The sequence below is a fragment of the Curtobacterium sp. MCBD17_028 genome (genome assembly GCF_003234875.1).
GTDB lineage: Bacteria > Actinomycetota > Actinomycetes > Actinomycetales > Microbacteriaceae > Curtobacterium.
Map to the genome: position 1 here is coordinate 116,698 of NZ_QKTQ01000006.1, position 23,695 is coordinate 140,392.

At 72.7% G+C, this 23,695-nt stretch carries 22 protein-coding genes and 3 tRNA genes; 5 read left to right on the plus strand and 20 right to left on the minus strand.

What is annotated here, in order from left to right; all coding sequences use genetic code 11:
• Nucleotides 1-4: 4 nt before the first annotated feature.
• The 4 genes from DEI86_RS09550 to DEI86_RS09565 are packed head-to-tail and all read right to left on the minus strand — an operon-like array spanning nucleotide 5 to nucleotide 3,910.
• Nucleotides 5-1,087, minus strand: coding sequence for a phosphotriesterase (locus DEI86_RS09550; protein ID WP_111049382.1), 1,083 nt, complete (start codon nucleotides 1,085-1,087; stop codon nucleotides 5-7).
• Nucleotides 1,084-2,094 carry an ABC transporter permease gene (locus tag DEI86_RS09555; RefSeq protein WP_220037225.1) on the minus strand — a complete coding sequence of 337 codons (1,011 nt, stop codon included), beginning with the start codon at nucleotides 2,092-2,094 and terminating at the stop codon, nucleotides 1,084-1,086. The genes DEI86_RS09550 and DEI86_RS09555 overlap by 4 nt, the downstream gene beginning before the upstream one ends.
• A complete protein-coding gene (locus tag DEI86_RS09560) occupies nucleotides 2,091-2,852 on the minus strand; it encodes an ATP-binding cassette domain-containing protein (RefSeq protein ID WP_111011982.1) in 762 nt (253 codons plus the stop codon). Before DEI86_RS09560 ends, DEI86_RS09555 begins: the two co-directional genes overlap by 4 nt.
• 2 nt (nucleotides 2,853-2,854) lie before the next feature.
• Entirely contained in the window at nucleotides 2,855-3,910 is a 1,056-nt protein-coding gene (locus DEI86_RS09565; protein WP_111049383.1) for a substrate-binding domain-containing protein, read from the minus strand.
• A gap of 241 nt (nucleotides 3,911-4,151) precedes the next feature.
• On the opposite strand from DEI86_RS09565, the gene DEI86_RS09570 reads away from it, so the two are divergent.
• Nucleotides 4,152-5,162, plus strand: a complete 1,011-nt coding sequence (locus DEI86_RS09570; protein WP_111011984.1) for a LacI family DNA-binding transcriptional regulator — start codon at nucleotides 4,152-4,154, stop codon at nucleotides 5,160-5,162.
• Here the strand turns inward: DEI86_RS09570 and DEI86_RS09575 are convergent.
• The 8 genes from DEI86_RS09575 to DEI86_RS09610 all read right to left on the minus strand — a co-directional run bounded on the left by DEI86_RS09575 (nucleotide 5,151) and on the right by DEI86_RS09610 (nucleotide 11,602).
• On the minus strand, nucleotides 5,151-6,254 hold the full coding sequence (locus DEI86_RS09575; protein ID WP_111049384.1) for a M20 family metallopeptidase: 1,104 nt from the start codon (nucleotides 6,252-6,254) through the stop codon (nucleotides 5,151-5,153). The two genes, DEI86_RS09570 and DEI86_RS09575, sit on opposite strands and share 12 nt — an antisense overlap.
• Before the next feature lie 69 nt (nucleotides 6,255-6,323).
• Complete coding sequence (locus tag DEI86_RS09580) at nucleotides 6,324-7,127, minus strand: ABC transporter ATP-binding protein (RefSeq protein ID WP_258376502.1); 804 nt, start codon at nucleotides 7,125-7,127, stop codon at nucleotides 6,324-6,326.
• Nucleotides 7,128-7,132: 5 nt separating this feature from the next.
• Nucleotides 7,133-7,855 (minus strand): GntR family transcriptional regulator, encoded by a 723-nt coding sequence (locus DEI86_RS09585; protein WP_111049386.1) that lies wholly within the window; start codon nucleotides 7,853-7,855, stop codon nucleotides 7,133-7,135.
• Nucleotides 7,856-7,965: 110 nt separating this feature from the next.
• A complete protein-coding gene (locus DEI86_RS09590) occupies nucleotides 7,966-8,955 on the minus strand; it encodes an acryloyl-CoA reductase (RefSeq protein WP_111049387.1) in 990 nt (329 codons plus the stop codon).
• A gap of 30 nt (nucleotides 8,956-8,985) precedes the next feature.
• Nucleotides 8,986-9,969 (minus strand): aldo/keto reductase, encoded by a 984-nt coding sequence (locus tag DEI86_RS09595; protein WP_111049431.1) that lies wholly within the window; start codon nucleotides 9,967-9,969, stop codon nucleotides 8,986-8,988.
• 38 nt (nucleotides 9,970-10,007) lie between these two features.
• Nucleotides 10,008-10,268, minus strand: coding sequence for a Txe/YoeB family addiction module toxin (locus tag DEI86_RS09600; RefSeq protein WP_111049388.1), 261 nt, complete (start codon nucleotides 10,266-10,268; stop codon nucleotides 10,008-10,010).
• Nucleotides 10,265-10,516, minus strand: a complete 252-nt coding sequence (locus DEI86_RS09605) for a type II toxin-antitoxin system Phd/YefM family antitoxin (protein ID WP_111049389.1) — start codon at nucleotides 10,514-10,516, stop codon at nucleotides 10,265-10,267. Before DEI86_RS09605 ends, DEI86_RS09600 begins: the two co-directional genes overlap by 4 nt.
• A gap of 57 nt (nucleotides 10,517-10,573) precedes the next feature.
• The gene (locus DEI86_RS09610; protein WP_111049390.1) at nucleotides 10,574-11,602 is read right to left on the minus strand and encodes a 6-phosphofructokinase; all 1,029 of its coding nucleotides are present in this window, start codon (nucleotides 11,600-11,602) and stop codon (nucleotides 10,574-10,576) included.
• A 123-nt stretch (nucleotides 11,603-11,725) separates the two neighbouring features.
• Between DEI86_RS09610 and DEI86_RS09615 the strand changes: the two genes are divergently transcribed.
• Both DEI86_RS09615 and DEI86_RS09620 read left to right on the plus strand, forming a co-directional pair.
• The gene (locus DEI86_RS09615) at nucleotides 11,726-12,697 is read left to right on the plus strand and encodes a DNA-3-methyladenine glycosylase family protein (protein WP_375334604.1); all 972 of its coding nucleotides are present in this window, start codon (nucleotides 11,726-11,728) and stop codon (nucleotides 12,695-12,697) included.
• 146 nt (nucleotides 12,698-12,843) lie between these two features.
• Entirely contained in the window at nucleotides 12,844-16,395 is a 3,552-nt protein-coding gene (locus DEI86_RS09620; RefSeq protein WP_111049391.1) for a proline dehydrogenase family protein, read from the plus strand.
• Between the two features lie 62 nt (nucleotides 16,396-16,457).
• Here the strand turns inward: DEI86_RS09620 and DEI86_RS09625 are convergent, their stop codons facing one another.
• The 4 genes from DEI86_RS09625 to DEI86_RS09640 all read right to left on the minus strand — a co-directional run bounded on the left by DEI86_RS09625 (nucleotide 16,458) and on the right by DEI86_RS09640 (nucleotide 19,042).
• Nucleotides 16,458-17,255: a YqjF family protein gene (locus DEI86_RS09625; protein ID WP_111049392.1), complete on the minus strand. Its 798-nt coding sequence runs from the start codon at nucleotides 17,253-17,255 to the stop codon at nucleotides 16,458-16,460.
• A complete protein-coding gene (locus DEI86_RS09630) occupies nucleotides 17,252-18,112 on the minus strand; it encodes a nitroreductase family protein (RefSeq protein ID WP_111010325.1) in 861 nt (286 codons plus the stop codon). The genes DEI86_RS09625 and DEI86_RS09630 overlap by 4 nt, the downstream gene beginning before the upstream one ends.
• 64 nt (nucleotides 18,113-18,176) lie before the next feature.
• Nucleotides 18,177-18,602 carry a hypothetical protein gene (locus tag DEI86_RS09635; protein ID WP_220038506.1) on the minus strand — a complete coding sequence of 142 codons (426 nt, stop codon included), beginning with the start codon at nucleotides 18,600-18,602 and terminating at the stop codon, nucleotides 18,177-18,179.
• Nucleotides 18,603-18,604: 2 nt separating this feature from the next.
• Nucleotides 18,605-19,042: an Lrp/AsnC family transcriptional regulator gene (locus DEI86_RS09640; RefSeq protein ID WP_111010397.1), complete on the minus strand. Its 438-nt coding sequence runs from the start codon at nucleotides 19,040-19,042 to the stop codon at nucleotides 18,605-18,607.
• A gap of 254 nt (nucleotides 19,043-19,296) precedes the next feature.
• On the opposite strand from DEI86_RS09640, the gene ddaH reads away from it, so the two are divergent.
• Entirely contained in the window at nucleotides 19,297-20,166 is an 870-nt protein-coding gene (gene ddaH / locus DEI86_RS09645) for a dimethylargininase (protein WP_181439746.1), read from the plus strand.
• Between the two features lie 28 nt (nucleotides 20,167-20,194).
• Here ddaH and DEI86_RS09650 read toward each other — a convergent pair whose 3' ends face one another.
• The 4 genes from DEI86_RS09650 to DEI86_RS09665 form a co-directional block, all read right to left on the minus strand.
• Nucleotides 20,195-21,472 carry an MFS transporter gene (locus DEI86_RS09650; protein ID WP_111049393.1) on the minus strand — a complete coding sequence of 426 codons (1,278 nt, stop codon included), beginning with the start codon at nucleotides 21,470-21,472 and terminating at the stop codon, nucleotides 20,195-20,197.
• A 230-nt stretch (nucleotides 21,473-21,702) separates the two neighbouring features.
• Nucleotides 21,703-21,778 (minus strand) — tRNA-Phe (locus DEI86_RS09655).
• 60 nt (nucleotides 21,779-21,838) lie between these two features.
• Nucleotides 21,839-21,915: transfer RNA gene (locus DEI86_RS09660), tRNA-Asp, on the minus strand.
• A gap of 43 nt (nucleotides 21,916-21,958) precedes the next feature.
• Nucleotides 21,959-22,031 (minus strand) — tRNA-Glu (locus DEI86_RS09665).
• Nucleotides 22,032-22,323: 292 nt separating this feature from the next.
• Between DEI86_RS09665 and DEI86_RS09670 the strand changes: the two genes are divergently transcribed.
• Complete coding sequence (locus tag DEI86_RS09670) at nucleotides 22,324-23,691, plus strand: M23 family metallopeptidase (RefSeq protein ID WP_146244895.1); 1,368 nt, start codon at nucleotides 22,324-22,326, stop codon at nucleotides 23,689-23,691.
• The last annotated feature ends 4 nt before the right edge of the window (nucleotides 23,692-23,695 follow it).

A 23,695-nucleotide genomic window follows, 5' to 3' on the forward strand; every position in this document is an offset into this window, starting at 1 on the left:
ACTTTCAGTGGGAGGTGGACGCCGCGGCGAGCTCGAAGAGTGCCCGCACGTTGCGTGTGTTGACCCCGAGCACGGTGTGCGCGTCGAGGCCGTCGTCGATGAGGCGCTGCAGGAAGACCGCGGGGATGAACGCGAGCCCGTTCCCGCCGTTCTTGCGGAGCATGCCCTTGAGGAAGAGGTCGTGGCTGAACAGCAGGCGCTCGCCGAAGCCGTCGGTGACGAGCCGGCCGATCGCCCGGGCGGTCTGCGCGACGGAGGGGGAGTCCCCCTCGCCCGGCAGGGTGAACCGGTACGGCATACCGATCATGTCGAACTCGAGGAACACGCCGCGGTCGGCGAGCGAGCGCTGGTAGTCGGGGTCCTCGCCCGACGGGTCCACGTGGCACAGCACCACCGCGGCGGGCGGGACGCCCTCCTCGGTCAGGACCACGTCGAGCACGCGTCCGCCGTGGCGCACGAAGCCCGGGAGGTGGATGTACATCGGGAGCCCGGTCTCGCGCTGCACCCGGCAGGCGGCGCGGAGGCCCTGTTCCTCGCGCTCGGTGAACGCCGGGGAGACACCGATCTCGCCGATGACGCCGGACCGCGGCTCGGATGGGTCCCGGTCCTCCCGGTGGTCGGACAACAGGTACTCGGCCAGGACGTCGACCGGGTCGGTGGCGGTGCGCTCCGGGTGGAACCGTTCGAGGTACCAACCGCCTCCCGCGATGATCTGCACGCCCGTGCGGCGGGAGAGGGCGGCGAGGCCGGACCGGTCCCGGCCCTGTCCCTCCGATGTCACCTCGACGAGCGTCGTGCCGCCCAGGCTCGCGAAGTGGTCGAGCTCGGGAGCGACGTCGTCCGGGTGGTCCAGCGCGCAGTTGTCACGACACGCGTAGGGGTGGTCGCGGAGGAGCCAGGCGAGGTCGGGCGTGACCGGCTGGTCGAACAGCTCCGGGAACGCGGGGTCCGGCGTGATGCCGCCCGCCTCGATGCTGTTGAGCAGGTGCTCGTGCGGGAGGGTGAACCCCAGCTCGTCACTGCCGACCTCCCCGGTGACGGTGTGGACCGTGACCGGCGCCGTCCCGCCCGGACGCTCCGAGGTCACCGCAGCACCCGCTTCCGCATGAAGTCGGCGAGGTTGCCGCCGCGGAGGTTGATGAGGATGACGACGATCAGCAGGCCGCCCGTCACGATCGGCACGATGTAGGGACTGAGACCGAGGAGCGTGAGCCCGTCGGTGATGACCCCGGTCAGGATCGCGCCGACGGCCGTGCCCAGGATGCTGCCCTTGCCGCCGAGCATGTTGGTCCCGCCGATGACGACCGCCGTGATGACACTGAGGGCGAAGTCGCTGCCGCTGTTGGCGTCACCGGAGCCGAGTCGGCCGGCGGTGATGATGCCCGCGACCGCGGCGGCGAGGCCCGACAGCGTCAGTGCCATGAGCTTGATCGCGTTGGTGTTGACGCCGGCTCGACGGACGGACTCCTCGTTCGATCCGACACCGGTGACGTACTGCCCGAAGCGCATGCGCTGCAGTGCCAGGAGTCCGAGCACGACGACGACGAGTGCGATCCATGCGGGGTACCCGAAGCCGAGGAAGCTGCCCTGTCCGATCCGGGCGAAGATCAGCGTCGGTGAGATGGCGACGCTGTAGCCGAGTGTGAGCAGGAGTGCCACGCCACGGATGACGGACATCGTGGCCAGCGTCACGATGAACGACGGCATCTTCTGGTAGCTCGCGAACCAGCCGTTGACCACGCCGCAGAACGCCCCGACGGCCAGGCAGATCACGATGACGAGGGTCGACTGCATGCCGCCCTTGAGGAGCTGCGCTCCGATCACCGAGACCAGCGCGAGCGTCGACCCGACGGAGAGGTCGATCATGCCCGTCGTGATGACGAACGTCATCGCGACCGCGACGATCGCGGTGGGCGCGACCTGCACCGCCACGTTCTGGAGGTTGTGCACCGTGAGGAACGCCGGGCTCGCCACCGCGAACGCGACGAACACGACGACAGTGACGACGAGCATGACGATCGTCGACTTGTTGATCCGCTGGAAGGCCGCTCGGCGGCGTTCCTGGGCGGTCGGGAGGGCCAGGGCCGCGCTCACGCCGCGTCCTTCCGTTCGTCTCGGGTGATCATCGCGACGAGGGACTCGATGTTCAGGTCCCGGATGTCCGCGTCCTCGACGCTGCGGCCCTCGTACATGACGGTGATGCGGTCACACACGCGGAACAGGTCCTGCAGGCGGTGGGTGATGAGGATCACACCCACCCCCCGCGCCGCGACCTCGCGGATCAGTCGCAGCACGGACTCGACCTCGGTCACGGCGAGCGCGGCCGTGGGTTCGTCGAGAATGAGGATCTCGGGGTCGATCGACGCCGCGCGAGCGATCGCGACGGACTGCCGCTGACCGCCCGACAGCTGCGAGATGAGCTGGTGCGTGGACGCGACGCGGACGCCGAACTCCCGGAGCACACGGCTCGCCTCGTCGTGCATCCTGCTCACCCGCATGAACGGGCCGACGTGGGGCTCACGTCCGAGGAACAGGTTCGCAGCGACGTTCAGGGTGTCGCACAGCGCCAGGTCCTGGTAGACGATGCCGATCTTCTCGTCCTGCGCGACGCTGGGGTTCGAGAACCGCACCTCCTTGCCCTTGATGCGGATCGTGCCCCGGTCGTGCTGCACGGATCCGGCCAAGACCTTCATGAGCGTCGACTTGCCGGCCCCGTTGTCCCCGACGAGGCCGAGGACCTCACCGGGGGCGAGGGTGAGGTCCACGCCACGGAGGACGTCGACGGCGCCGTACGACTTGGTGATCCCGCGGAGTTCGACGAGCGGCGTCTGATGGTTGAGGGAGTCGGTCATCGTCAGCCCTTCAGGAAGTAGTCGTACTTCGCGAGGTTGGCCTTGGTCACGATCGTCGTCGGAACGCTGATCGTTGCCGGTACCTTCGTCCCGCCGCAGGCGAGGTCGATCGCGGCCTTGGCTGCGGCGTAGCCGAACCCGTAGGTGTCCTGCTGCACGACCTCCTTGACGAAACCCTGCTTGATGCCGGCCGCCGAGGTGGAGTCGAGGTCCCAGCCGACGATCTGCGTGCTCCCGGTCTTGCCCTGCGACCGGACCGCGGCGATCGCACCGTCCAGGGCCGGGCTGCCGGTGGCGTAGATGTACTCGAGGTCCGGGTGGGCCGTGAGCAGGTTCTCGGCGGCGGTCTGCGCCTTGTCGTTGACGTTCTGCCCGTCGACGACGGCCTTGATGGTCATGCCACCGGCCTTGACCGTGTCCTGGAAACCGTCCTGCCGTTGGATCTGGATCGAGCTGTTGAGGGCGGCGACCACGCCGACCTCGCCCTTGCCACCGGACAGCGTGAGGAACGCCTTGCCGAGCTGCTGACCACCGACGGTGTTCGCGGTGCCGACCTGGGTGTCGATGGCGCTCGCGTCGGCCACGGACCCGTCCGTCGAGACGACCGCGATGCCCTTGGCCTTCGCGGCCTTGAGCGCGGGGACGAGCGCGTTGGCGTCGTACGGGTCGACGATGATCGCGTCGACGCCCGAGGACGTCAGGTTCTCGATGCCCGACACCTGCGTCGCCGCGTCGTCGTTGCCGCTGACGAGCTGGACGCTGGCGCCGGCCTTCTTGGCCACCGCCTGGATGCCGGTGTTCATCTGCGTGAAGAAGGACGTCTGTTCGTCGATGTCGACGACGCCGATCTTGAAGGTGTCGCCCGACTTGGGCTTGCAGGCGGTGGGGACCCCGGTCGGCGCCGGGACGCCGGCAGCCAGGGTGGAGGACGACGCGTCCTTCGACGAGCTGGTGGAGCCCGACGACGCGGTCGTGGACGTGGCGTCGCAACCGGCGAGGGCGGTCACGGCCGCGAGACCGATGACGGCGGACACGGCGATCCGGCGGGAGGAGTTCATGGGTGGCCTCTCGAGGGCGGGGTGGTGGGGGTGGTCGGGGTGCGCGTTCGGCGGGGCGGTCCTGTTCGGCAATCGGTTGCCGAAGGACGTGCACCCATGATGCCGTGGCAATTGTTTCGACCGCGCACGACCTCTGTTTCCGGGAGGTAAAACCTCCGTTCGCCGTGGCAAGCGATTGCCCGCATCGAACGAGTACGATGCCCGTGGGCGGCACACACCGCGCTGGGAGGAGGACGACGAGATGGTGACGCTCGCCGACGTGGCCGCGCTCGCGGGGGTGTCCGAGGCCACGGTGTCGCGCGTGATGTCCTCGTCCCGCCCCGTCGGCCGGGACGTCGAGGCCCGGGTGCGTCGAGCGGCGACGGAGCTCGGCTACGTGGGCAACAGCATCGCTCGGGCGCTCCGCAAGAACCGGACGGACACCGTCGGCATGGTTGTGCCGAGCATCCTCAACCCGTTCTTCACGACCCTGGTCGACAGCGTCGAACGTGCCCTCCACGCGGAGGGCAAGCAGCTGTCACTCTGCGACTCGCGGCAGAACCCCGAGGTCGAGGCGGAGCAGCTCCGGTCCCTGGTCCACCGTCAGGTCGACGGCATCATCGTCAGCGCCTGCGACCAGGTCGCGAGCGTGCCCGCCCTGCGCGCCGCGGCACTGTCCGTGCCCCTGGTGCAGCTGGACCGGCGCGTGGACGTGGAGGGCACGGACTGGATCGGCATCGACGACGACGAGGCGATGCGGCTGGTGCTCGAGGAGCTGGCGAGCACGGGGGTCCGGACCGCGGCGTTCGTCACGAGTGCGCTCACGAACTCCTCGACCCACCTGCGCCTCGAGGGGTTCCGGCGGCATGCGGCACGTCTCGGGATCACCGTCCGCGAGTCGTGGATCCAGTTCGGCGAGTACACGATCGAGAGCGGTGAGGCCGCGGCGCGTCAGCTGCTGGCCGGAGCCGACCGGCCCGAGGCGATCGTCTGCGCTGACGACCTCATCGCGATCGGCGTCCTCCGGGCGTGCCGGCAGCTCGGCGTCCGCGTCCCGGACGAGGTCCAGGTGACCGGTTTCGACGACATCACCTTCGCTGCGTACGTGGTCCCGGGCCTGACCACGCTCGCGCAGCCCACGGACCTGATGGCGACCGAGGCGTTCCGGCTCCTCGGTGTCGCCTCGACGTCCCTCGCCACCCGCCGTCCCGCCACCCGGATGTCCTTCGCGCCCACGTTGGTCGTCCGCGAGACGACGCGGTCACACCGGTGACGCGGCCCAACGCACGCCCGCGCTGACGTACGCAAGCACGGCGTCCGCCAGGAGGTCGAGTGACACGGACTCGTCCACCGAGTGCACCCGCGTCGGGTCGCCTGGCCCCCAGACCACCATCGGGACGTCCGGCATCGAGCGCACGAAGACCGATGCGTCGGTGAAGTAGGCGGCGGGCTCGCGGGCGACACGGCCGGGCAGGCTGGCCACCCACGGATCGGTCTCGTCCGTCCACACCGGGGCGAGGTCGAGTTCGACGGTGACGTCCGCGACGTCGGGTCGCCCACGCCACCAGTCGAGGATCCGGGCAGCGGAGGCGGCCTCGGTCACCCGGTGATCGACCCGGACGACGCACACGTCGGGCACCATGTTCGGCACCGATCCCCCGGCGATCGTCCCGACGTTGAGCGTCTCCGCGCCGAGTCGTGGGTGTGCGGTGAGCGGGACGGCATCGAGGCGCAGCAGGACGTCGCGCATCGCGAGGACGGCGTTGCGCCCGGCGCTCGGCGTGCTGCCGTGGGCGGAGGTCCCTCGCGTCTCCACCCGCAGCCAGAGCGCACCGCGGTGGCCGAGCACGATCCGGTTCGCCGTGGACTCGGGGATGACGACGGCACCGAGGTCGATCCCCGCCGCGGACAGCATGTCGACGAGGACGGGCGCTCCGAGGCAGCCCGACTCCTCGCCGACCGACAACGCGAGCACGACGGGGAGGTCCTGTTCGTGCAGTCGAGCCACCGCCACCATCGCCGCGGCGAGGCCGGCCTTCATGTCGGAGGACCCGCGACCGTGGAGTCGCCCCTCCGCGATGCGCGGTTGGAACGGCGGCGTTGTCCAGGAGCCCTCCGCGCCGGTGGGCACCACGTCGGCGTGGCAGGAGAAGGCCAGGTGCGGTCCGCTCGAGCGGGGTGACGGCCGTGCGGGCACCACGAGGAGTCCGTCCGTCGTCGCCGGCGAGCGGACCACGCGGCTGCCGGCGTGCCCCGCGAACCACGCCTGGACCAGGTCCAACACCAGCCCCTCGCCCGCCGACCCGGTGACGGAGTCGACGCGGATCAGGTCGGAGAGGAGTTCCGTGACATCGGGAGTACCCATCCGCGAAGGGTACCCAGGCGACCGCGGTCGTGCTGATCGGACCGTCGGGCCGGTGCCGCGCCTCCCGGCTCAGTCGGCGCGGCGTGCCTGCCAGCGTCCGTCGGTGCGCGTGATCGCGAGCGGGAACGCGAAGCAGGCGGACACGGCCTCGGACGTGATGACGTCGTCCGCTCGGCCCGCGGCGACCACTCCGCCGTCGCGGAGGAGCATCGCGTGCGACGTCGACGCCGGCAGGTCCTCGAGGTGGTGCGTCACCATGACGCTCGCGAGGTCGGGATGCCGGTGGCGGAGGGCGTCGACCGTCTCGAGCAGGTGCTCGCGGGCCGCGACGTCGAGGCCGGTGGCGGGCTCGTCGAGCAGGAGCAGGCGCGGCTCGGACATGAGCGCCCGGGCGATGAGCGTGCGACCGCGCTCGCCCTGCGACAGGACGGCCCAGGACGCGTCCCACCGGTCGCGCAACCCGACGTCGGCGATGTGCTCGAGGGCGAGTGCGCGCTGCTCGGGGGTCGGTTCCCACCGCATCATGAGGTCGGTCGTGCCCGTGAGCCCGGTCAGCACGGTGTCGAGGACCGAGAGCGGCGTGAGCATCCGGTGGCGCGGGTCGACGTGGCCGATGTGCTCGCGGAGCTCCCGCACGTCGGTGCGGCCGAGTCGTCGTCCGAGCAGGTCGACGCTGCCGGCGCTGGGGTGGCTCGTCGCGCCGAGCACGGCGAGCAGCGTCGACTTGCCGGCGCCGTTCGGTCCGAGGAGCGCCCAGTGCTCCCCGGCGCGCACGACGAGGTCGACCTCGTGCACGAGGTCGCGGCCGCCGCGGGTGACGCGGAGGCCCCGTGCGTCGACCAGGGGACCGTCGGAGGTGGTGCCGGTGCTCACCCGGGTCAGATCCCGGGACCGGAGGTGATGACGAGCGCGGCTTCCTCGGGCTCGGCGGTCGCGAGGTCGGCGGCCCGGACGGCGTCGAGGTGGTCGGCCATGCCGTCGGCGAGGGCGCGGACGGCGGCGGCACCGGCCTCGCCGTCCCGGTCGGTGGCCGCGTCACGGAGGCTGGCGACCGCGTCCGCCGCGGCGGCGAACACGGGTTCGGCGCTGCCGACGGTCACGAAGCGCGCCCGGGCGAGGACCGAGGCGCTCAGCTTCGTGAGCAGCGCGTTGTCCGCGTGGTCGACGAGGAACCCGATGAGGGCGTGCACGTCGTCGTCCACGGCCCGGTCCCTCGCCGCGGCGTGGGTGCGGACGTCCGCGAGCAGGGCGTCGAGCGCGTCGGTGTCCTCGTCGGTGAACCGGGGGAACGCCCAGCGGGCGGCGAGTTCGGCGAACCCGAACAGCACCGAGAACGCCTCGTGGTACTGCCGACCGGTCGGGGTGGCGATGCGCGTGTATCGGTTCGCCTCCATCTCGACCAGGCCGTAGTCGACGAGCTTGGCGATGGCCTCGCGGATGGGCGTGCGGGAGACGCCGAGCCAGCGCACGAGCTCGTCGTCGTTGAGCCGTTCGCCGGGCTGCAGCGTTCCGTCGTGGATCGCCGCGAGCATCTTGTCGAACACCACGTCGCGGAGCAGGCGGCGCGGTGCGGCGTCGGCGGAGGGCTGGGGGACCGGCATGGGGGCGACCTTTCGGGCACGAGGGTCGGGACGCGTACCCGAATCCTAGGAGGTGATTTCACAATCACTTGACATGCAATGCGGGGGAACCCGCGGGCGAGGTGACGGTGTCAGGCGCGCACGTCGACGACCGTGCGCCCGTGCACCCGTCCGGCCAGGACCTCCCGGCCGACGGCGACCACGGCGGCGAGTCCCACGGCCGTCGTCACGCTGTCGAGCAGCGCCGGATCGAGGTCCGTGGCGAGGAGCGCCCACGCCCGTTCGCGCAGGTCGCGCGGTGCCGCGACCGAGTCGACGCCGAGCAGCGCGACCGAGCGCAGGATGAACGGGAGGACCGACCCGGCCATCCGCGCGTCCTGCGCGAGCCCGCACGCCGTCACGGCGCCGCCCCACGCGGTCTGCGCCAGCACGTTCACGAGCGTCGCACCCCCGACGCTGTCGACCGCACCGGCCCACCGTGGGCGCTGCACCGGGCGGCCCGGGGTGTCGAAGTCGTGGCGGTCCACCACCTCGGCCGCTCCGAGCCGGTGCAGGGCCTCGGTGTGCTGCGGCCGACCCGTCGACGCGGCGACCCGGTGTCCCCGCGCCGCCAGCAGCGCGACCGCGATCGACCCGACCCCGCCCGACGCTCCCGTGACGAGCACCGTACCGGCGCCCGGCGCGACGAACCGCTCGAGCGCGAGCACGCTGAGCGCGGCCGTGTACCCGGCCGTACCGATCGCGGCGGCCCGTTGCGCCGTGATGCCCGCGGGGACCGGCAGGAGCACCGCGGCGGGGACGACCGCGAGACCGGCGTACCCGCCGTCGCGGGTCTCGCCGAGCCCGGCGCCGTTGAGCGTCACGAGGGTGCCCGGGGCCGGGGCGGAGGCGGTGCCGTCGCCGACCGCGCGGACGGTCCCGACGACGTCGATGCCCGGCACGAGTGGGTCGGCGCGCTGCACGCCCGGGTCACCCGCCAGCGCCATGCCGTCCTTGTAGTTGACGCTCGAATAGGCGACGTCGACCAGGACCTCGTCCGGACCCGGGGCGCCCACCTCGTGGTCCTCGACGACCGGTCCGGTACCGGTCCGGACGACGACCGCGCGTGTGCGCTCGCTCACCGGGAGGCCCGGCCCGCGGTCACGGGAGCGTCACCACCGGTCGTGCACGGACGCCCGGAACCAGCGGTCGTACACCTCGTGGATCCGACGGTCGAGGTCCGCCCCGAGCGCCGGCAGCGACCCCGCCGCCGCGTTCGACCGGGCCTGCTCGACGTTCCGGGCGCCCGGGATCGCCGCCGTGACGCCGTCCTGTTCGACGATCCAGGCGAGCGCGGCCTGCGGGACGGAGACGCCTTCGGGCACGGCCGCGGCGAACTCCTGCGCCGCGTGCACGCCGTCCTCGAAGTCGACGCCGCTGAACGTCTCGCCCTGGTCGAACGCCTCGCCGTGGCGGTTGTACGTCCGGTGGTCCTGCGAGGCGAAGGTCGTCTCGGTCGTGTACTTGCCCGAGAGCAGCCCCGAGGCGAGCGGGACGCGGGCGAGGATGCCGACCCCGGCCTCCCGGGCGGCGGGCAGGACCGCGTCGAGCGGCTTGAGGCGGAACGCGTTGAGGATGATCTGCACGCTCGCGACACCCGGCCGGGCGATCGCGGTGAGGGCCTGGTCGGTCTCCTCGACGCTCACCCCGTACGCGGCGATGGAGCCGTCGGCGACCAGGGCGTCGAGCGCGTCGTACACCGCGTCGTCCTCGAACACGGCGGTCGGCGGGCAGTGGAGCTGCACGAGGTCGAGCGTGTCCTGGCCGAGGTTCCGGCGCGAGCGGTCCACCCACGTGCGGAAGTTGGCGGCGACGTAGTTCGCGGGGACCTGGTCGGCGCGGCGACCCATCTTCGTGGCGACGGTCAGCGGCACGTCCGGGTTCGCGGCCCGCCATCGACCGATGAGCTGCTCGCTCCGGCCGTCCCCGTACACGTCCGCGGTGTCGAACAGCGTGACGCCGGCCTCGGCCGAGGCGTCGAGGAGTCCCATCGCGTCGGACTCCGGCACGTCACCCCAGTCACCCCCGAGCTGCCACGTCCCGAGTCCGATGACGGACACGTCCCGACCAGTCCTGCCCAAGGTGCGACTCTGCATGGGGACGACGGTAGTCCGCAGCGCGCGGTCCGGCGTCGTCACTCGTCGTGGTGGTACCGGCACTGCGCGATGAGGACGCTGTCGTCCGTGACGCGGTACACGAGACGGTGCTCGTCCGTGATGCGCCGGGACCAGTACCCACGGAACCCGTGCTTGAGCGGCTCCGGTTTGCCGATGCCCTCGTTGCCGTTGCGCGCGATGTCACGGAGCAGCCCGTTGATCCGCTTGACGATCTTCCGGTCCTGCTGTTGCCACCACTCGTAGTCGGCCCAGGCAGCGTCGTCCCAGACGTACTTCACTCGTCCAGGTCCCGCTCCGTGCCCTCCCCGCGCTCCAGGCGCTCGATCGAGGCGAGCAGCCGCCGGGCGTTCGCGGGGTTCCTCAGCAGGTAGGCGATCTCCTTCAGGGACTCGTAGTCGTCGAGGGACACGAGCACGACCGATTCGTGGCCCGCGCGCGTGACCACGACCTCCTCGCGGTCGTCCGTGACGGCGTTGAGGGTCTCGGCGAAGTGGGAACGCGTCTCCGAGTAGCTGAGGATGCGCATTGTGACCTCCTGACGTACGCAGAATTGTACGTCAGCTGCGACGCCAGCGCCATGCGGTCAGCCGAACAGGATCGCCGCCTCGTCGTAGCGCTCCTGCGGCACCGTCTTGAGCTCGCCGATCGCGTCGGCGAACGACACGTGCACGATGTCCGTCCCGCGCAGCGCGACCATGCGGCCCCAGCGTCCCTCGACCACGGAGTCGATCGCCGCCATCCCGAGCCGCGTGGACAGCACCCGGTCGTACGACGTCGGGGTCCCGCCGCGCTGGATGTGGCCGAGCGTCGTGGCGCGGGTCTCGATGCCGGTCATGCCCTCGATGAGCGGTGCGAGGCGCTCGCCGATGCCGCCCAGACGCGGGCGACCGAACGCGTCGAGGCCACGCTCCGAGTGCGGGTCGTCCTCCTGGTCCGGCACGAACCCCTCGGCGACGACGACGAGCGGCGCCCGACCGCGGTCGTGGGCCGAGCGCACCCAGTCCGCGATCTGCGCCATGCTCGTCTTCTGCTCGGGGATGAGGATCGCGTGCGCCCCGGCCGCCATGCCGCTGTGCAGGGCGATCCACCCGACGTGGCGTCCCATCACCTCGGCGACCATGCAGCGGCTGTGCGACTCGCCCGTCGTCCGGAGCCGGTCCATGGCGTCGGTCGCGATCTGCACCGCGGTGTCGAAGCCGAACGTGTAGTCCGTCGCGCTCAGGTCGTTGTCGACGGTCTTCGGCACCCCGACGATCTTGAGGCCCGCGTCCGTGAGGCGGCGCGCGGCGGCGAGGGTGCCCTCGCCGCCGATCGCGATGATCGCGTCGATGCCGAGCCGGTCGAGGTTCGCCGTGATCGCCGCCGCGCCCCCGTTCTCGCCCTCGAACGGGTTCGTCCGGCTCGTGCCGAGGATCGTCCCGCCCTGCTTGGCGATCCCCTGGATCTCCTTGCGACCGAGCGGCACGACGTCCGCCTGCACCACGCCGCGCCAGCCGTCACGGAACCCCACGAACTCGTGCCCGTGGATCGCGATGCCCTTGACGACGGCGCCGCGGATGACCGCGTTGAGCCCCGGGCAGTCGCCGCCGCTGGTGAGGATGCCGATGCGCATGAGGGAGCACTCCGTGGTGTCGGGCCCGGCCCGTCCGGCCGCGCGGTGGTCCCCATCATCGCGGACCGGGTCGACGACGGCATCCCCCCGCTTCCCGGGAGGCCCACCCCGGCCGGTTCGGCGATGTCACCGCCGCCACGTACGATCCTCCGCGTGATCGTCGAACCTGCCGCACCCCCGGCGCAGCGACACGACACCGTCTACCGGCCCGGGCACCACGTCGACGTCCGGGCCACGCTGCGCCCGCTCATGCGCGGCACGGGGGACCCTGCCTTCCGTCAGGTCGACGCCACGACCTGGCTCGCGCTCCGCACGCCCGCCGGTCCCGTGACCGTCGCCGTCCGCGCCGTCGGCGACGAGGTCCGGGTGTCCACCTGGGGCGACGGCGCCGAGTGGGCGATCGCGCACGCGCCGGAACTCCTCGGTCGGGGTGACGACTGGACGGGGTTCGACGTCAGCGGCAACGCCTTCCTCGCCGCGGCGCGACACCGTCAGCCGGGGTTACGCCTCTGCCGAACGAACACCGTCGTCGCGATGCTCGTGCCCGCGATCCTCGAGCAGAAGGTCACGAGCCGTCAGGCCTGGCGCGCCTGGCGGTCCCTCGTCCGGCGGTACGGCACCCCCGCGCCAGGCCCCGCCCCTGAGGGCATGGCGGTCCCGCCCGACGCCGACACCTGGGCGCGGGTTCCGAGCTGGGAGTGGCACCGGGCGGGGATCGAGCCCGGCCGCTCGGCGACGGTGATGCGCGCCGTGCGGGTCGCCGCGTCGCTCGAGCGGACCCTGTCCCTCGGTCGTGGCGGCAGCGTCGTGGCGGAACGCCTCATGTCGATCCCGGGCATCGGCGTGTGGACCGCCGCCGAGACCACGCAGCGCTCCCACGGCGACCCGGACTCACCGAGCGTCGGCGACTACCACCTGCCGGCCGTCGTGGGATGGGCGCTCGCCGGCGCTCCGGTCGACGACGACGGCATGCTCGAGCTCCTCGAGCCGTGGCGGGGACACCGGGAACGGGTCATGCGGCTCATCACGGGCAGCGGCTTCCGGAAGCCGTCGTTCGGTCCGCGCATGACGATCCAGGACCACCGCTTCCACTGACCGGCCGCACCCGTGGTCGCCGCGGCCGTGGGCCTCCCGCCGCGGCCCTGGGCCTCCCGGTGGGGGACGGGCGACACTCGGCCCGCGTCCACCGCGCGCCAGGCGCGCCCCCAGGTCCCGTCGGACCGCCCGAATACCATCGGAGGATGCCGGACCCGCGCCTCCAGGACTGCACCGACGACGCGGTCGCCCTCGTCCGCCGTTGGACCGCGGCGGCCGCGATGCTCCGGCCGGACGCCGGGGCCGTCCGGCTCGCGGGGGTGCTCCGCGACGAGCGCGGCCTCGACGTCACGCTCGGGTTCATCGACCGCGTCGGCCGACCGCAGGACCCGAAGGTCGCCGCGCAGCACCTCGAACGACTCGCGCGTGAGGTCCCGGACCCCGTCGCCTGGCACCTCCGCGGCGCGGCCACCGTCGGCGGTGGGTTCGCGCAGATGATGCCGTGGGCCGTCGTCCCACCGGCACGCCGTGTGCTGCGCCGCATGGCCGGACACCTCGTGGTCGACGCCGCACCGGCGCGCCTCGGCGCCGCCCTCGCCAAACTGGCGGTCCCGGGCACGGTGCTCGACGTCCTGCCGCTCGGACGCCCGGTGTCCGGTGACGACGAGTCCGACCGGCAGCTCCGGCGCACCATCGACCTGCTCGACCGCGACGACGTGGACCGCGTCACCACCTCGGTCGCCGTGGCGCTCCCGCAGCCCGTGCTCTGGGCGTTCGACGACACCGTCGTCCGCGGAGTCGAGCGCCTGCTGCCGCTGTACCGGGCGGCCGTGGCGGGTGGCAGCCGCGTCACGCTCCGGGTGGACACCCACGACGACCTCGACCTGACGCTCGCGGTGTTCCGGACCCTGCTCGACCGGCCCGAGTTCCTCGAGCTCCCGGCGGGCCTCACCCTGCCCGCCGCGGTGCCGGACACCCGGCGGGCCCTCGACGACCTCACTGCCTGGTCGCAGGCCCGCCGCGCCCGGGGCGGATCACCGATCACCGTCCGGATCGACGCCGGCGCCGCCGACCCCGTCGAACGGGTGGAGGCCGCGCTCCACGACCGCTCGCTGGCCACGTTCGGCACCACACAGGAGATCCAGGCGGCGACCCTCCGCCTGCTCGACGCCGCGCTGACGCCCGCGCGGACGGACGCCGTCCGGATCGAGGTCCTCGGGCACGACCTGTACGACCTCGCCACCGCCCGCGTGCTCGCCGAGCGCCGTGGTGTCGTCGATGCCCTCCAACTCGGCATGCTCCTCGGCGTGGACGGCACCCACCTGCAGGCCGTCCGGGCCGACGTCGGGTCGGTGTTCCTCGTCACGCCGGTCGTCGACCCCGACGAGTACGACGCCGCCGTCGGGTACCTCGCCCGGCGGTTGTACGACCTGGCGGACCCCGAGCAGGCCGCGGGTGCCTCGACGACGACCGACACCGCGAGCGCCGGGTCCGAGCAGCGGCGCGAGCGGTACCTGGCCGCGGTCGAGGCGCTGGACGACCCCGTCCCGTCGACGTTCCGCACCCAGGACCGCACGGCCCCGCTCGGACCCCCGCCGCACGTCGCCGACTTCCACAACGCGCAGGGCACCGACCCGACCATCGGCGCCAACCGCGCCTGGGCCGGCGAGGTGCTGCGTCGCGTGCCGGGATCGTCGCTCGGTCGGCAGACGATCCGGAACGCGGGCGTCGCCGACCGGAACCGGCTCGAGCGCATCGTCGCCGCCACCGCGCAGGCGGGCGTGAACTGGGGACGGCAGGACCCGCAGGACCGCGCCGAGTTGCTCGACCTCATCGCCCACGAGCTCGAGGTCCGGCGCGGTGACCTCGTCGAGGTCGCGGTCGCCGAGACGGGCCTGACGCTCGCCGAGGCGGACGCCGAGGTCGGCCGAGCCGTCGACGCCGCACACCACGCCGCCGACCGCGCCCGGCACCTCGCGGACATCACGGGCGCGACCCCGGTGCCGCCGCGCCTCACCGTCGTCGTGCCGACCTGGACCTCCCCGATCGCCGTCGTCGCAGGGGACGTCCTGGCGGCGATCGCGGCCGGCAGCGGTGTCGTGCTCAAGCCGGCGCCGGCCGCTCGGCGGACCGGTGCGCTCGTGGCCGACGTCCTGTGGGACGCCGGTGTGCCGCACTCGCTGCTCGTCCTCGTCGACCTCGACGTCGACCGGCTCGGCCGCGACCTCGTCGCCCACCCCGCGGTCGACCGCGTGCTCCTCACGGGCACGGCGGACACCGCGCGGTCCTTCGCCTGGTGGAGGGCGGGCCTCCCGCTCACCGCCGCGACGACCGGCACGAACGCGATCGTCGTCACGCCGTCCGCCGACGTCGACCTCGCCGTCCGCGACGTCGTGCGGAGTGCCTTCGCCCACGCCGGACAGGACCGCGCCGCGGCGTCGCTCGTCCTCCTCGTCGGTGCCGTGCGTGAGGACGACCGGTTCCGCCGGCTGCTCGTCGACGCGACCCGGAGCCTCCGCGTCGCCTGGCCGGACGACCCCGCCGCCCAGATGGGACCGCTCGTCGACGAGCCCCGGGGGAGCGTGCGGCAGGCACTCACCGAGCTCGGACCGGGGGAGTCGTGGCTCCTGCAGCCGGAACCCCTGGACGACTCCGGGCGGCTCTGGTCCCCGGGCATCCGCGACGGCGTCCGACCGGGCAGCACGTTCCACCAGACGCCCGTGCCCGCACCCGTGCTCGGGATCGTCGAGGCCGAGACCCTCGACGACGCGATCGCGATCCAGAACGGCACCGACTACGGTCTCGCCGCGGGCATCCACTCCCTCGACACCGACGAGGTCGCCCGCTGGCTCGACCGCGTGCAGGCGGGTGACCTGTTCGTGAACCGTGCGACGACCGGCACCCTGGTCCGCCGACAGCCCACCGGCGGCTGGAAGCGCTCCGCGATCGGCACCGGCACCAAGTCGGGCGCCCCGCTGTCGGTCGCGACACTCGGCCGCTGGGAGCCCACGCCGCACACCCCGCACGGGAGCATCCGACTGCACGGCGTCCCCGCGCGGGTCGCGGCCGTGATCGAGGCCGCGCGGAGCGGCCTGTCGTTCGAGGAGTTCGACCGGGTGCGGTCCGGGGCACGGAGCGACGTCGTCGCGCGCTCCACGGAGTTCGCCCGCTCGGCGGACACCGCCGGTCTCGGGATGGAACGCAACGTGCTCCGCTACCGGCCCCAGTCGGTCATCATCCGCGCGTCCGAGGGCACGTCGGCCGGTGACCTCGTCCGCGTGCTCGTCGCCGCGACCGCCGCCCGCGCCCACGTGCTCGTCAGCACCGCGGTGCCGATGCCCGGCAGTCTCGTGCAGCTCTTCGCCGGCCCGCGGTCCCCGCTCGACGTCGTCGACCAGATCGTCGAGTCCGACGACGAGTGGCTCGGGCGCGCGGCGGCCGGGGCGGTGTTCCGCGAGCAGTGGTCGTCGGACGAGCCCACGCCCGAGGACGAGCTCGCCGCGGTCCTGTCGCCGACGTACGAGCCGGTGCCGCACACCGCGTTCGGCGGTCCTGGTGCCCGGATCCGCCTGCTCGGCGGCGACTCGTTGGCGCTCGAGGAGGCCCTCGGTGCCTCGATCGACGTGGCGGTGCACGCGGGCCCCGTGGTCGAGGCCGGACTCGTCGAGATGCTGCCGTTCCTCCGCGAGCAGACCGTGACGATCACGGCGCACCGGTTCGGGGTGCCGGACCGGGCGTTCGTGGAGCTGCGGGTCTGACGCGGTCGCACCGGTCGCGCTGGCCGCGCCGGTCGCGCCGGTCGCGACCGGCGGACGTCGGCTCAGGCCGTCCCGCGGGCGAACGACGTCGTCACACCGGGCGACCACAGCACGGAGTCCGGCGGGACGTCGGCGAGCGAGCGCGGCAGCCCGACCTCGCCCATCAGGTCGTCGTGCACCGACTCGGCCCTCGCGTGGTGCAGGGGCCAGGCCGGGTGCTCGTTCGGCCAGAACCGGGTCGCCCCGAAGCGGTGGACGTGCATGCCCCACCGGGCGGTCAGGAACTGCTCGAGCGGTGACGGTTCGGCGATGGGCGCACCGACGTGCACGGCGAACCGCGAGCGCGCCGAGGACCCGTGGCGCCGCATCGCGTACGCCACGCGGCCGTTCTCGCCATGTCGGCCAGCGGCGGCACCCCGGCCGCGCGTCCCGGCCGCGCCCCACCGCGTCGCCGCGTGCGCCCAGTGGTACGGCAGCCCGAGCATCGCCCGCGCCGCGACCGCCGGCAGGAACCGGCCCGCGTCCAGCGACAGGAACACGACGCCGTGCCGCCCCCGGTCGTCGACCGTGTAGACCCGCACGTTGACCTCGACGAACGTCCCGAGCCGCCGCATCGGCGCGAGCGGCGGGAACGCGGTGTCCGTGAACCGGAACCCGATGAGGCCGACCCAGGTGGTCACCCCGTCATCGACGCCGTCCGCGCCCATGGTGTCCGGTCGGACGCCGGCCGGGAGGAGCGGGGCCACGGCCGACACGTCGACCCGCCAGTGCAGGAACACGACGTCGTGCCACCCCTGCCGGATGAACGCGCGGCCGGGCAGTGCCGGGGCGGTCGTCAGGACGGGAGCGACCCCCGTCACGACGCGTCCCTCCCCGAGGTCGTCGCGTCGGCCGCCGGGTCGTCCTCGATCGGCGTCACGAGCGGTGCGTCGTCCCAGCCCGTCTGCGGCGTGCGACACGTCCCGCGGAACACGTACTGCGACGGCCGCTTCCGCTCGTTCGACACCCAGTCGATCGCGGGGCGGCGGCGCTCGGGCGGCAGGTACCCGAGCCGGTACACGGCCATGAGCTCGAGGTCGTCCGGCACCCCGAGGACGTCCTCGACCTCGGCCCAGGCGCTCGGGATCTCCATCGGGAACGACACGAACTGGATGCCCATGCCGAGCTGGGTCGTGGCGAGCCAGATGTTCTCCATCGCCGCGCCCATGCTGAACACCGAGTAGAAGGCGTTCGTCTCCTCGTGCCGGTACTCGTGCCGGTCGAGCATCACCCCCATGAGCAGCGGCGAGCCCGCGACGAGCTTCCGGTTCTCCTCGCCGAGTGTCTGCGGCACCCGCAGGGTGTTCATGAGCTTCTGACCACGGGGCGTGAACACCTGCTTCGTGAACGGCCGGAGCGGTGCGGGCAGCTTGTCGAACAGCATGCCGTCGCGCCGGGCCTCCATCTCGGCCTTCGAGAACCGGAAGTACGGCTTGTACCGCTCGAAGAACGTGCCCTCGGCCATCGTCCGCGTCATCGACGAGCCGCTGATCGCGGCGATCCGCTCGATCGTCGGTCGCTCCTCGACGAGCACGAACCGCCACGGCTGGCTGTTGAGCTGCGAGGGCGCCCGCCCGGCGAGCTCGATCAGCAGACGCTGGTGTTCCTCGGAGACGGGATCGGGCAGGAACGCCCCGTTCGTCGTTCGTCGCCGTCTGATCGCCTCGATGAGCTCCACTGCCGCTGTCCTTCCCGGCGGTCGGACGGGAGGCCCGGTGCACGCGGGTGGGCCGGCTCCCGGGTCAGGAGCGCTCGGGCCGTCCCGCGCGGAGTCCGAGCACGGCGCCGAGGTAGGACGGTGCCGCCGCGACCGCGACTCTCCAGTGTGCACGCGATCGGGCGGGGATGCGCGGTGCGGCGGCGAGGGGCACGAGTGCGGGCAGGAGGAACGCCGCGGCCCGCGAGCGGGTCCACACGGGCGTCGTCACGGCGGCGCCGGTCAGGGTCGCCGTCACGACGAACAGCGCGTGGTGCACGACCCGGAGCCGCTTCGTCCGGATGACGCCGGTCGCGACCGCGGTGCCCCACGCGCAGTTCGCGAGGTAGGCGACGGTGGCGGCGGTGACCAGGACGCGGGCCGGGGCGCTGCCCGCGCGACGGGTGCCGGGCCTCCCGGGCGAGCGCGGGACGGAGCGGCGGACCGGCGTCCGGGTCGTGCGCGGTGCCACGCTCACAGCGACTCGCGCGAGACGAGTCGCGACAGCACGATCGCACTGCGGGTGTGGTCGACGTGCGGGGCGGAGCGGACGCGGTCGAGGGCCTCCTCGAGCGACGCGATGTCCCGACTCCGCATGTGCACGACGGCGTCGGCGCTCCCGGTGACCGTTCCGGCGTCGACGACCTCGGGCACGTTCTCGAGCACGGCGCGGAGTTCGTCGGGCGAGACGGTGCCGCGGCAGTACAGCTCGACCCAGGCTTCGGTCCCGCGTTCCTCGACGGCGGGGTCGACCTTGATCGTGAACCCCTGGATGACGTCGTCGGCCACCAGGCGGTCCACGCGGCGCTTCACCGCGGACGCCGAGAGCCCGACCACCGCGCCGATGTCGCCGTAGCCGGCGCGGGCGTTCTCGCGGAGTTGGTCGAGGATGCGGTGGTCGAGCGAATCCATCGCCGTCATGCTACGCGCGGTCGTTGCGTCCGCCCCGGAGCGGGCGCACGGATCCTGCGCGGACGCACATGCGATCAGCGCCGCCGCGACACCCCCACGGCGGGGTCTGTCCGCGGGGAGCGCCGCGTGGCACACTGTGCCGGGGCGTCGACCTGGTCCGCCTCGTCCACGGGTGAGTGAGCCTGCACCTCACCCCAGCGCTCCTCGAACGGGTGTCCCCTGGCAGGCTCGGGTCCGCCGCCCAGGAGACCCCCTTGTCGAACCCGGCCCCCGCCACCACCACAGCGCCCGCCCGCACGGCGACCAAGCGCACCGTCCTCATGTGCAAGCCGACGCACTACACGGTGAGCTACCGCATCAACCCCTGGATGCACCCCGAGGAGCCGACCGACACCGCGAAGGCGGTCGCCCAGTGGCAGACCCTCGTCGACACGTACGAGCGGCTCGGGTTCGACATCCACTTCATCGACCCGATCGAGGGGCTGCCCGACATGGTCTACGCGGCCAACGGCGGGTTCGTGCTCGACGGCGTCGCCTACGGCGCGAAGTTCCAGTACCCGGAGCGCCAGCCCGAGGGTCCCGCGTACATGGACTGGTTCCGCGAGCACGGCCTCCGCGTCGCCGAGCCGGTCGAGACGAACGAGGGCGAGGGCGACTTCCTGCTCGTCGGGGACGTCATCCTGGCCGGCACCGGGTTCCGCAGCGACAGCACCTCGCACGAGGAGATCGCCCGCGTGTACGGCCGCGAGGTCGTCACCCTGAAGCTCGTCAACCCGGCGTTCTACCACCTCGACACCGCGATCGCGGTCCTCGACCCCGAACCGGTGGACGGCGTCGCGAACATCGCCTACCTGGAGTCCGCGTTCGACGAGGCCTCGCTCGCCGAGCTCCGCCGCCGGTTCCCCGACGCGATCATCGCCACCGAGGAGGACGCCGCGATCCTCGGGCTCAACTCCTACAGCGACGGCCGCAACGTCGTCATCGCGGCCCGCGCGACGACCTTCGCCGAGCAGCTCCGCCAGCGCGGGTACAACCCGATCGGGGTCGACCTGTCCGAGCTGCTGCTCGGCGGCGGTGGCGTCAAGTGCTGCACGCTCGACCTGCACCCCGTCGAGACCGCCTGACCGGTCCCTGTCCCCGAGCCCGTCGTGACTACGCGGCGGCGGGCTCGGCCGGGAGCTCCCGCATGCCGAGCAGGGGCGAGAGCAGGACGGGCAGCGCCGCGAGCAGGCCACCGACGCCGGCGACCCACATGGTCGCCTCGACACCGAGCCACGTGCCGAGCAGTCCCGCCGCGATGCCCCCGATGGGCACCACGCCCCACACCACGAACCGGATCGACGCGTTCATCCGGCCGAGGAGGCGCGGCGGACAGATCCGCTGCCGGTAGGTGACCTGCGTGATGTTGTAGACGAGGACACCGGCGCTCGTGAGGAACTCGGCCAGCACGAGCAGCGGGACCGCGAGCGTCGGCACCAGCCCCGGCGTCGCGAGCAGCAGCGCCCCGACCCCGGCCGCGACGGCCGCGACGGGGATCGCCGTGCCCTCGCCGACGCGTCGGGCCACCCTGCCGGCGGCCAGCGCGCCGAGGAGTCCGCCGACCGCGCCGACGCTCGTCGCGGCGCCCCACACGAGCGTGCCGAGGTGCAGGTCGCGGAGGACGAGGAGCGGCAGCACCGTCCCCCCGATCCCCGAGAACAGGTTCAAGCCGGCCGTGCACAGGACGACCCGGACCAGGAGCGGCTGGTGGAACACGAACGCCAGGCCCTCGCGGATCTCGGTCACGAGTGGCAGGCGTTCGTGCTCGGGCCGCGGCTGCTCGTCGTCCCGGATCCCGAGGAGTGCGACGAACGACGCGAGGTAGCTCAGCGCGTCGATCCCGACGACGAGCGCCGGCCGCAGCGCCGCGAGCAGGGCACCCGAGGCCGCGGGACCCCCGACGCGCGCGACCTGCTGTGACGCCTCGAGCTTGCCGTTCGCGTCGCCGAGGAGCGCCGACGGCAGGATCATCGGCGGGTAACTCTGGTACGCCACGTCGAAGAACACCGTCGCCGCGCCGACCAGGGCCGCCACGACCATGAGCTGCCAGATCGTCAGCGCGCCGAGCAGCCACGCGACGGGGATGGTCGCCAGGAGCAACGCGCGGGTCAGGTCCGCCGCGAGCATCACCCGGCGCTTCCGCATCCGGTCCACCCAGGCACCCGCAGGCAACCCGATGACGAGGAACGCCACCGTCTCGAGCGCGGTGAGGACGCCGATCTCGAACGTCGAGGCGGCGAGCACCGTGACCGCCAGGGTCGGGATCGCCAGCACGGCGAGCTCACTGCCGACCGCGCTCGCCGACTCGCCGCTCCACAGCCGGAGGAACGGTGCGTTGCGCCACACCGTGCCGGTGTCCGTGGTCCCCGTCGTCCGGCCCGGCTCTGTCATCCGCTCAGTATGTCGGGAGGCCCGTCCCGCCCCCGCCACCCGTCGCGCCCGGCTTCGCACACCCGCCGTTCGGCTTCACACACGCGCCGCGCGGCTTCGCACACCCGCCGTCCTGTTGCACCCCGCGATGCCGTTGTTCAACGGGACAGGACGTGTTCGACGCTCGGCGGGAGTCCGATCGGCGGCAGTCGGGAACGACGAAGGCCCCCGCTCCCGCGAGGGCCTTGCGATGGTGGCTGGACACGGCATCGATCCGTGGACCTTTCGATTTTCAGTCGAACGCTCTACCAACTGAGCTATCCAGCCGTGGGCGACTCGATGGATCGAGTGGTGCCCGGGACGACTCGGTCCGAGGACCGGACGCCATGGCGACCCTGACGGGACTTGAACCCGCGACCTCCGCCGTGACAGGGCGGCACGCTAACCAACTGCGCTACAGGGCCATGCTTGTTGAGTTGTGGGCGGCGCCGGACACCCCGCCTGCAGTGACCCCAACGGGATTCGAACCCGTGCTGCCGCCGTGAAAGGGCGGTGTCCTAGGCCACTAAACGATGGGGCCGTCAAGCGATGCTTCACAGCTACCGGAGAACCAGCATACGGAAGCTCGCCGCGAATGCCAAACCGAGCGGATACCGCCTCGCCGGTCGGCGTGTCGCGGGCGTCGTGACCGGGGCATCCGGGTTCACTCGCCGCAGAGAGAACCCCGTGCCGTCGTTCCCCGTGGGTCCGACGTCGGTGCCCCATGCCCCTCGCCAGGGGGGTGGAGTGTCCGACACCCCTGTTGTTACTGTTGCGACTGTTGACAGTGTGACTCGGGTGCGCCTCGCCGTGCTGTTACGAAATCGAGACCGATGACTTCTTCCTCTTCCATCAGCCGCCGATCCGCGCCCCGACGCGCCGCTCGGGCCCTCGCCGTCCCCGCGAGCCGACCCCGTGCCCTCGTCCTCGCCGTCGTCGTCGCGCTCACGGGGGGTGTCCTCGCCGCGACCGGGACGCCCTCGTCGGCGTCCGCCACGTCCTACCCGAGCTGGTCCGACGTCCAGGCGGCCAAGGCGTCCCAGGCCGCCCAGCAGGCGAAGGTGACCGAGATCAAGGGACTCATCGCGTCCCTCCAGTCCCAGGTGTCGGCCAAGCAGGCCGCCGCGGAGAAGGCCGGCGAGGCCTACCAGACGGCGCAGACCGAGTACGACGAGGCCGCGCTCAAGGAGCAGAAGCTCCGGACGCAGGCGGACGAGGCCCGCAAGACCGCGGCCGCGTCGGAGCGCCAGGCCGGGCAGCTCGCCGCGCAGCTCGGACGCTCGTCGAACAACGACGTCACCTCGAACCTCCTGGCGCACCCGTCCGGAGCGAAGGACCTGCTCTACCAGCTCGGCGCGATGTCGAAGCTGTCCGAGCAGGCCGACGGCATCTACGAGCAGGCGAGCCAGGACCGCGGCACGGCGCAGGCGCTGACCGACCAGGCTGGGGTGGCGAAAAAGGCGCTCGGAGCGCTCCGTGACGCCGCGCAGCAGAAACTGGCCGACGCGAACGACGCCGCGACGGCCGCACAGAGCGCTCTCGACGACCAGAACGACAACCAGGCGCGGTTGCAGGCGCAGCTCGTCCTCCTGACGACGAACGCCAAGAACGTGCAGGCGAACTACGACAAGGGCGTCGCCGTCGCCAAGGCCGCGGCTGCCGCGCGAGCCGCCGCTGCCGCGCGAGCCGCTGCTGCTGCCCGGGCGGCTGCCGCTCGCGCCGCCGCTGCCGCCCGGACCGGGGGCGCCGGCGCGCAGACGAGCACGGGCGCCACCACCACGACGCCGAACGGGTCGGGCTGGGTCCGCCCGTCCGCCGGGTACCAGACGAGCCCCTACGGCTACCGCGTCGACCCCTACACCGGTGCGTACGCCCTGCACGCCGGGGTCGACCTCGCGCCGGGCTGTGGTGCGCCGATCTACGCCGCCCACAGCGGGACCGTCACCTTCGCCGCGAACGGCGGGGGTTACGGCAACGAGGTCATCATCGACAACGGTGGCGGCATCTCGACGGCGTACGGCCACATCGTCAACGGCGGGTTCCTGGTCCACGCGGGCCAGACCGTGGTCGCGGGACAGCAGATCGCGCTCGTCGGCTCGACCGGCTGGTCGACCGGCTGCCACCTCCACTTCGAGACCCGGGTGAGCGGCGCTGCCGTCGACCCGGTCCCCTTCATGGCTGCGCGGGGGATCTCGGTATGACCAC

What these genes read in the sequence shown, in the direction of transcription:
- DEI86_RS09595 (WP_111049431.1), bottom strand. Translation starts at nt 9,969, where the DNA reads ATGCAGAGTCGCACCTTGGGCAGGACTGGTCGGGACGTGTCCGTCATC.
- DEI86_RS09670 (WP_146244895.1), top strand. Translation starts at nt 22,324, where the DNA reads ATGACTTCTTCCTCTTCCATCAGCCGCCGATCCGCGCCCCGACGCGCC.
- DEI86_RS09605 (WP_111049389.1), bottom strand. Translation starts at nt 10,516, where the DNA reads ATGCGCATCCTCAGCTACTCGGAGACGCGTTCCCACTTCGCCGAGACC.
- DEI86_RS09650 (WP_111049393.1), bottom strand. Translation starts at nt 21,472, where the DNA reads ATGACAGAGCCGGGCCGGACGACGGGGACCACGGACACCGGCACGGTG.
- DEI86_RS09575 (WP_111049384.1), bottom strand. Translation starts at nt 6,254, where the DNA reads ATGGGTACTCCCGATGTCACGGAACTCCTCTCCGACCTGATCCGCGTC.
- DEI86_RS09565 (WP_111049383.1), bottom strand. Translation starts at nt 3,910, where the DNA reads ATGAACTCCTCCCGCCGGATCGCCGTGTCCGCCGTCATCGGTCTCGCG.
- DEI86_RS09615 (WP_375334604.1), top strand. Translation starts at nt 11,726, where the DNA reads ATGTCACCGCCGCCACGTACGATCCTCCGCGTGATCGTCGAACCTGCC.
- DEI86_RS09560 (WP_111011982.1), bottom strand. Translation starts at nt 2,852, where the DNA reads ATGACCGACTCCCTCAACCATCAGACGCCGCTCGTCGAACTCCGCGGG.
- DEI86_RS09585 (WP_111049386.1), bottom strand. Translation starts at nt 7,855, where the DNA reads ATGCCGGTCCCCCAGCCCTCCGCCGACGCCGCACCGCGCCGCCTGCTC.
- DEI86_RS09570 (WP_111011984.1), top strand. Translation starts at nt 4,152, where the DNA reads ATGGTGACGCTCGCCGACGTGGCCGCGCTCGCGGGGGTGTCCGAGGCC.
- DEI86_RS09620 (WP_111049391.1), top strand. Translation starts at nt 12,844, where the DNA reads ATGCCGGACCCGCGCCTCCAGGACTGCACCGACGACGCGGTCGCCCTC.
- DEI86_RS09640 (WP_111010397.1), bottom strand. Translation starts at nt 19,042, where the DNA reads ATGGATTCGCTCGACCACCGCATCCTCGACCAACTCCGCGAGAACGCC.
- DEI86_RS09610 (WP_111049390.1), bottom strand. Translation starts at nt 11,602, where the DNA reads ATGCGCATCGGCATCCTCACCAGCGGCGGCGACTGCCCGGGGCTCAAC.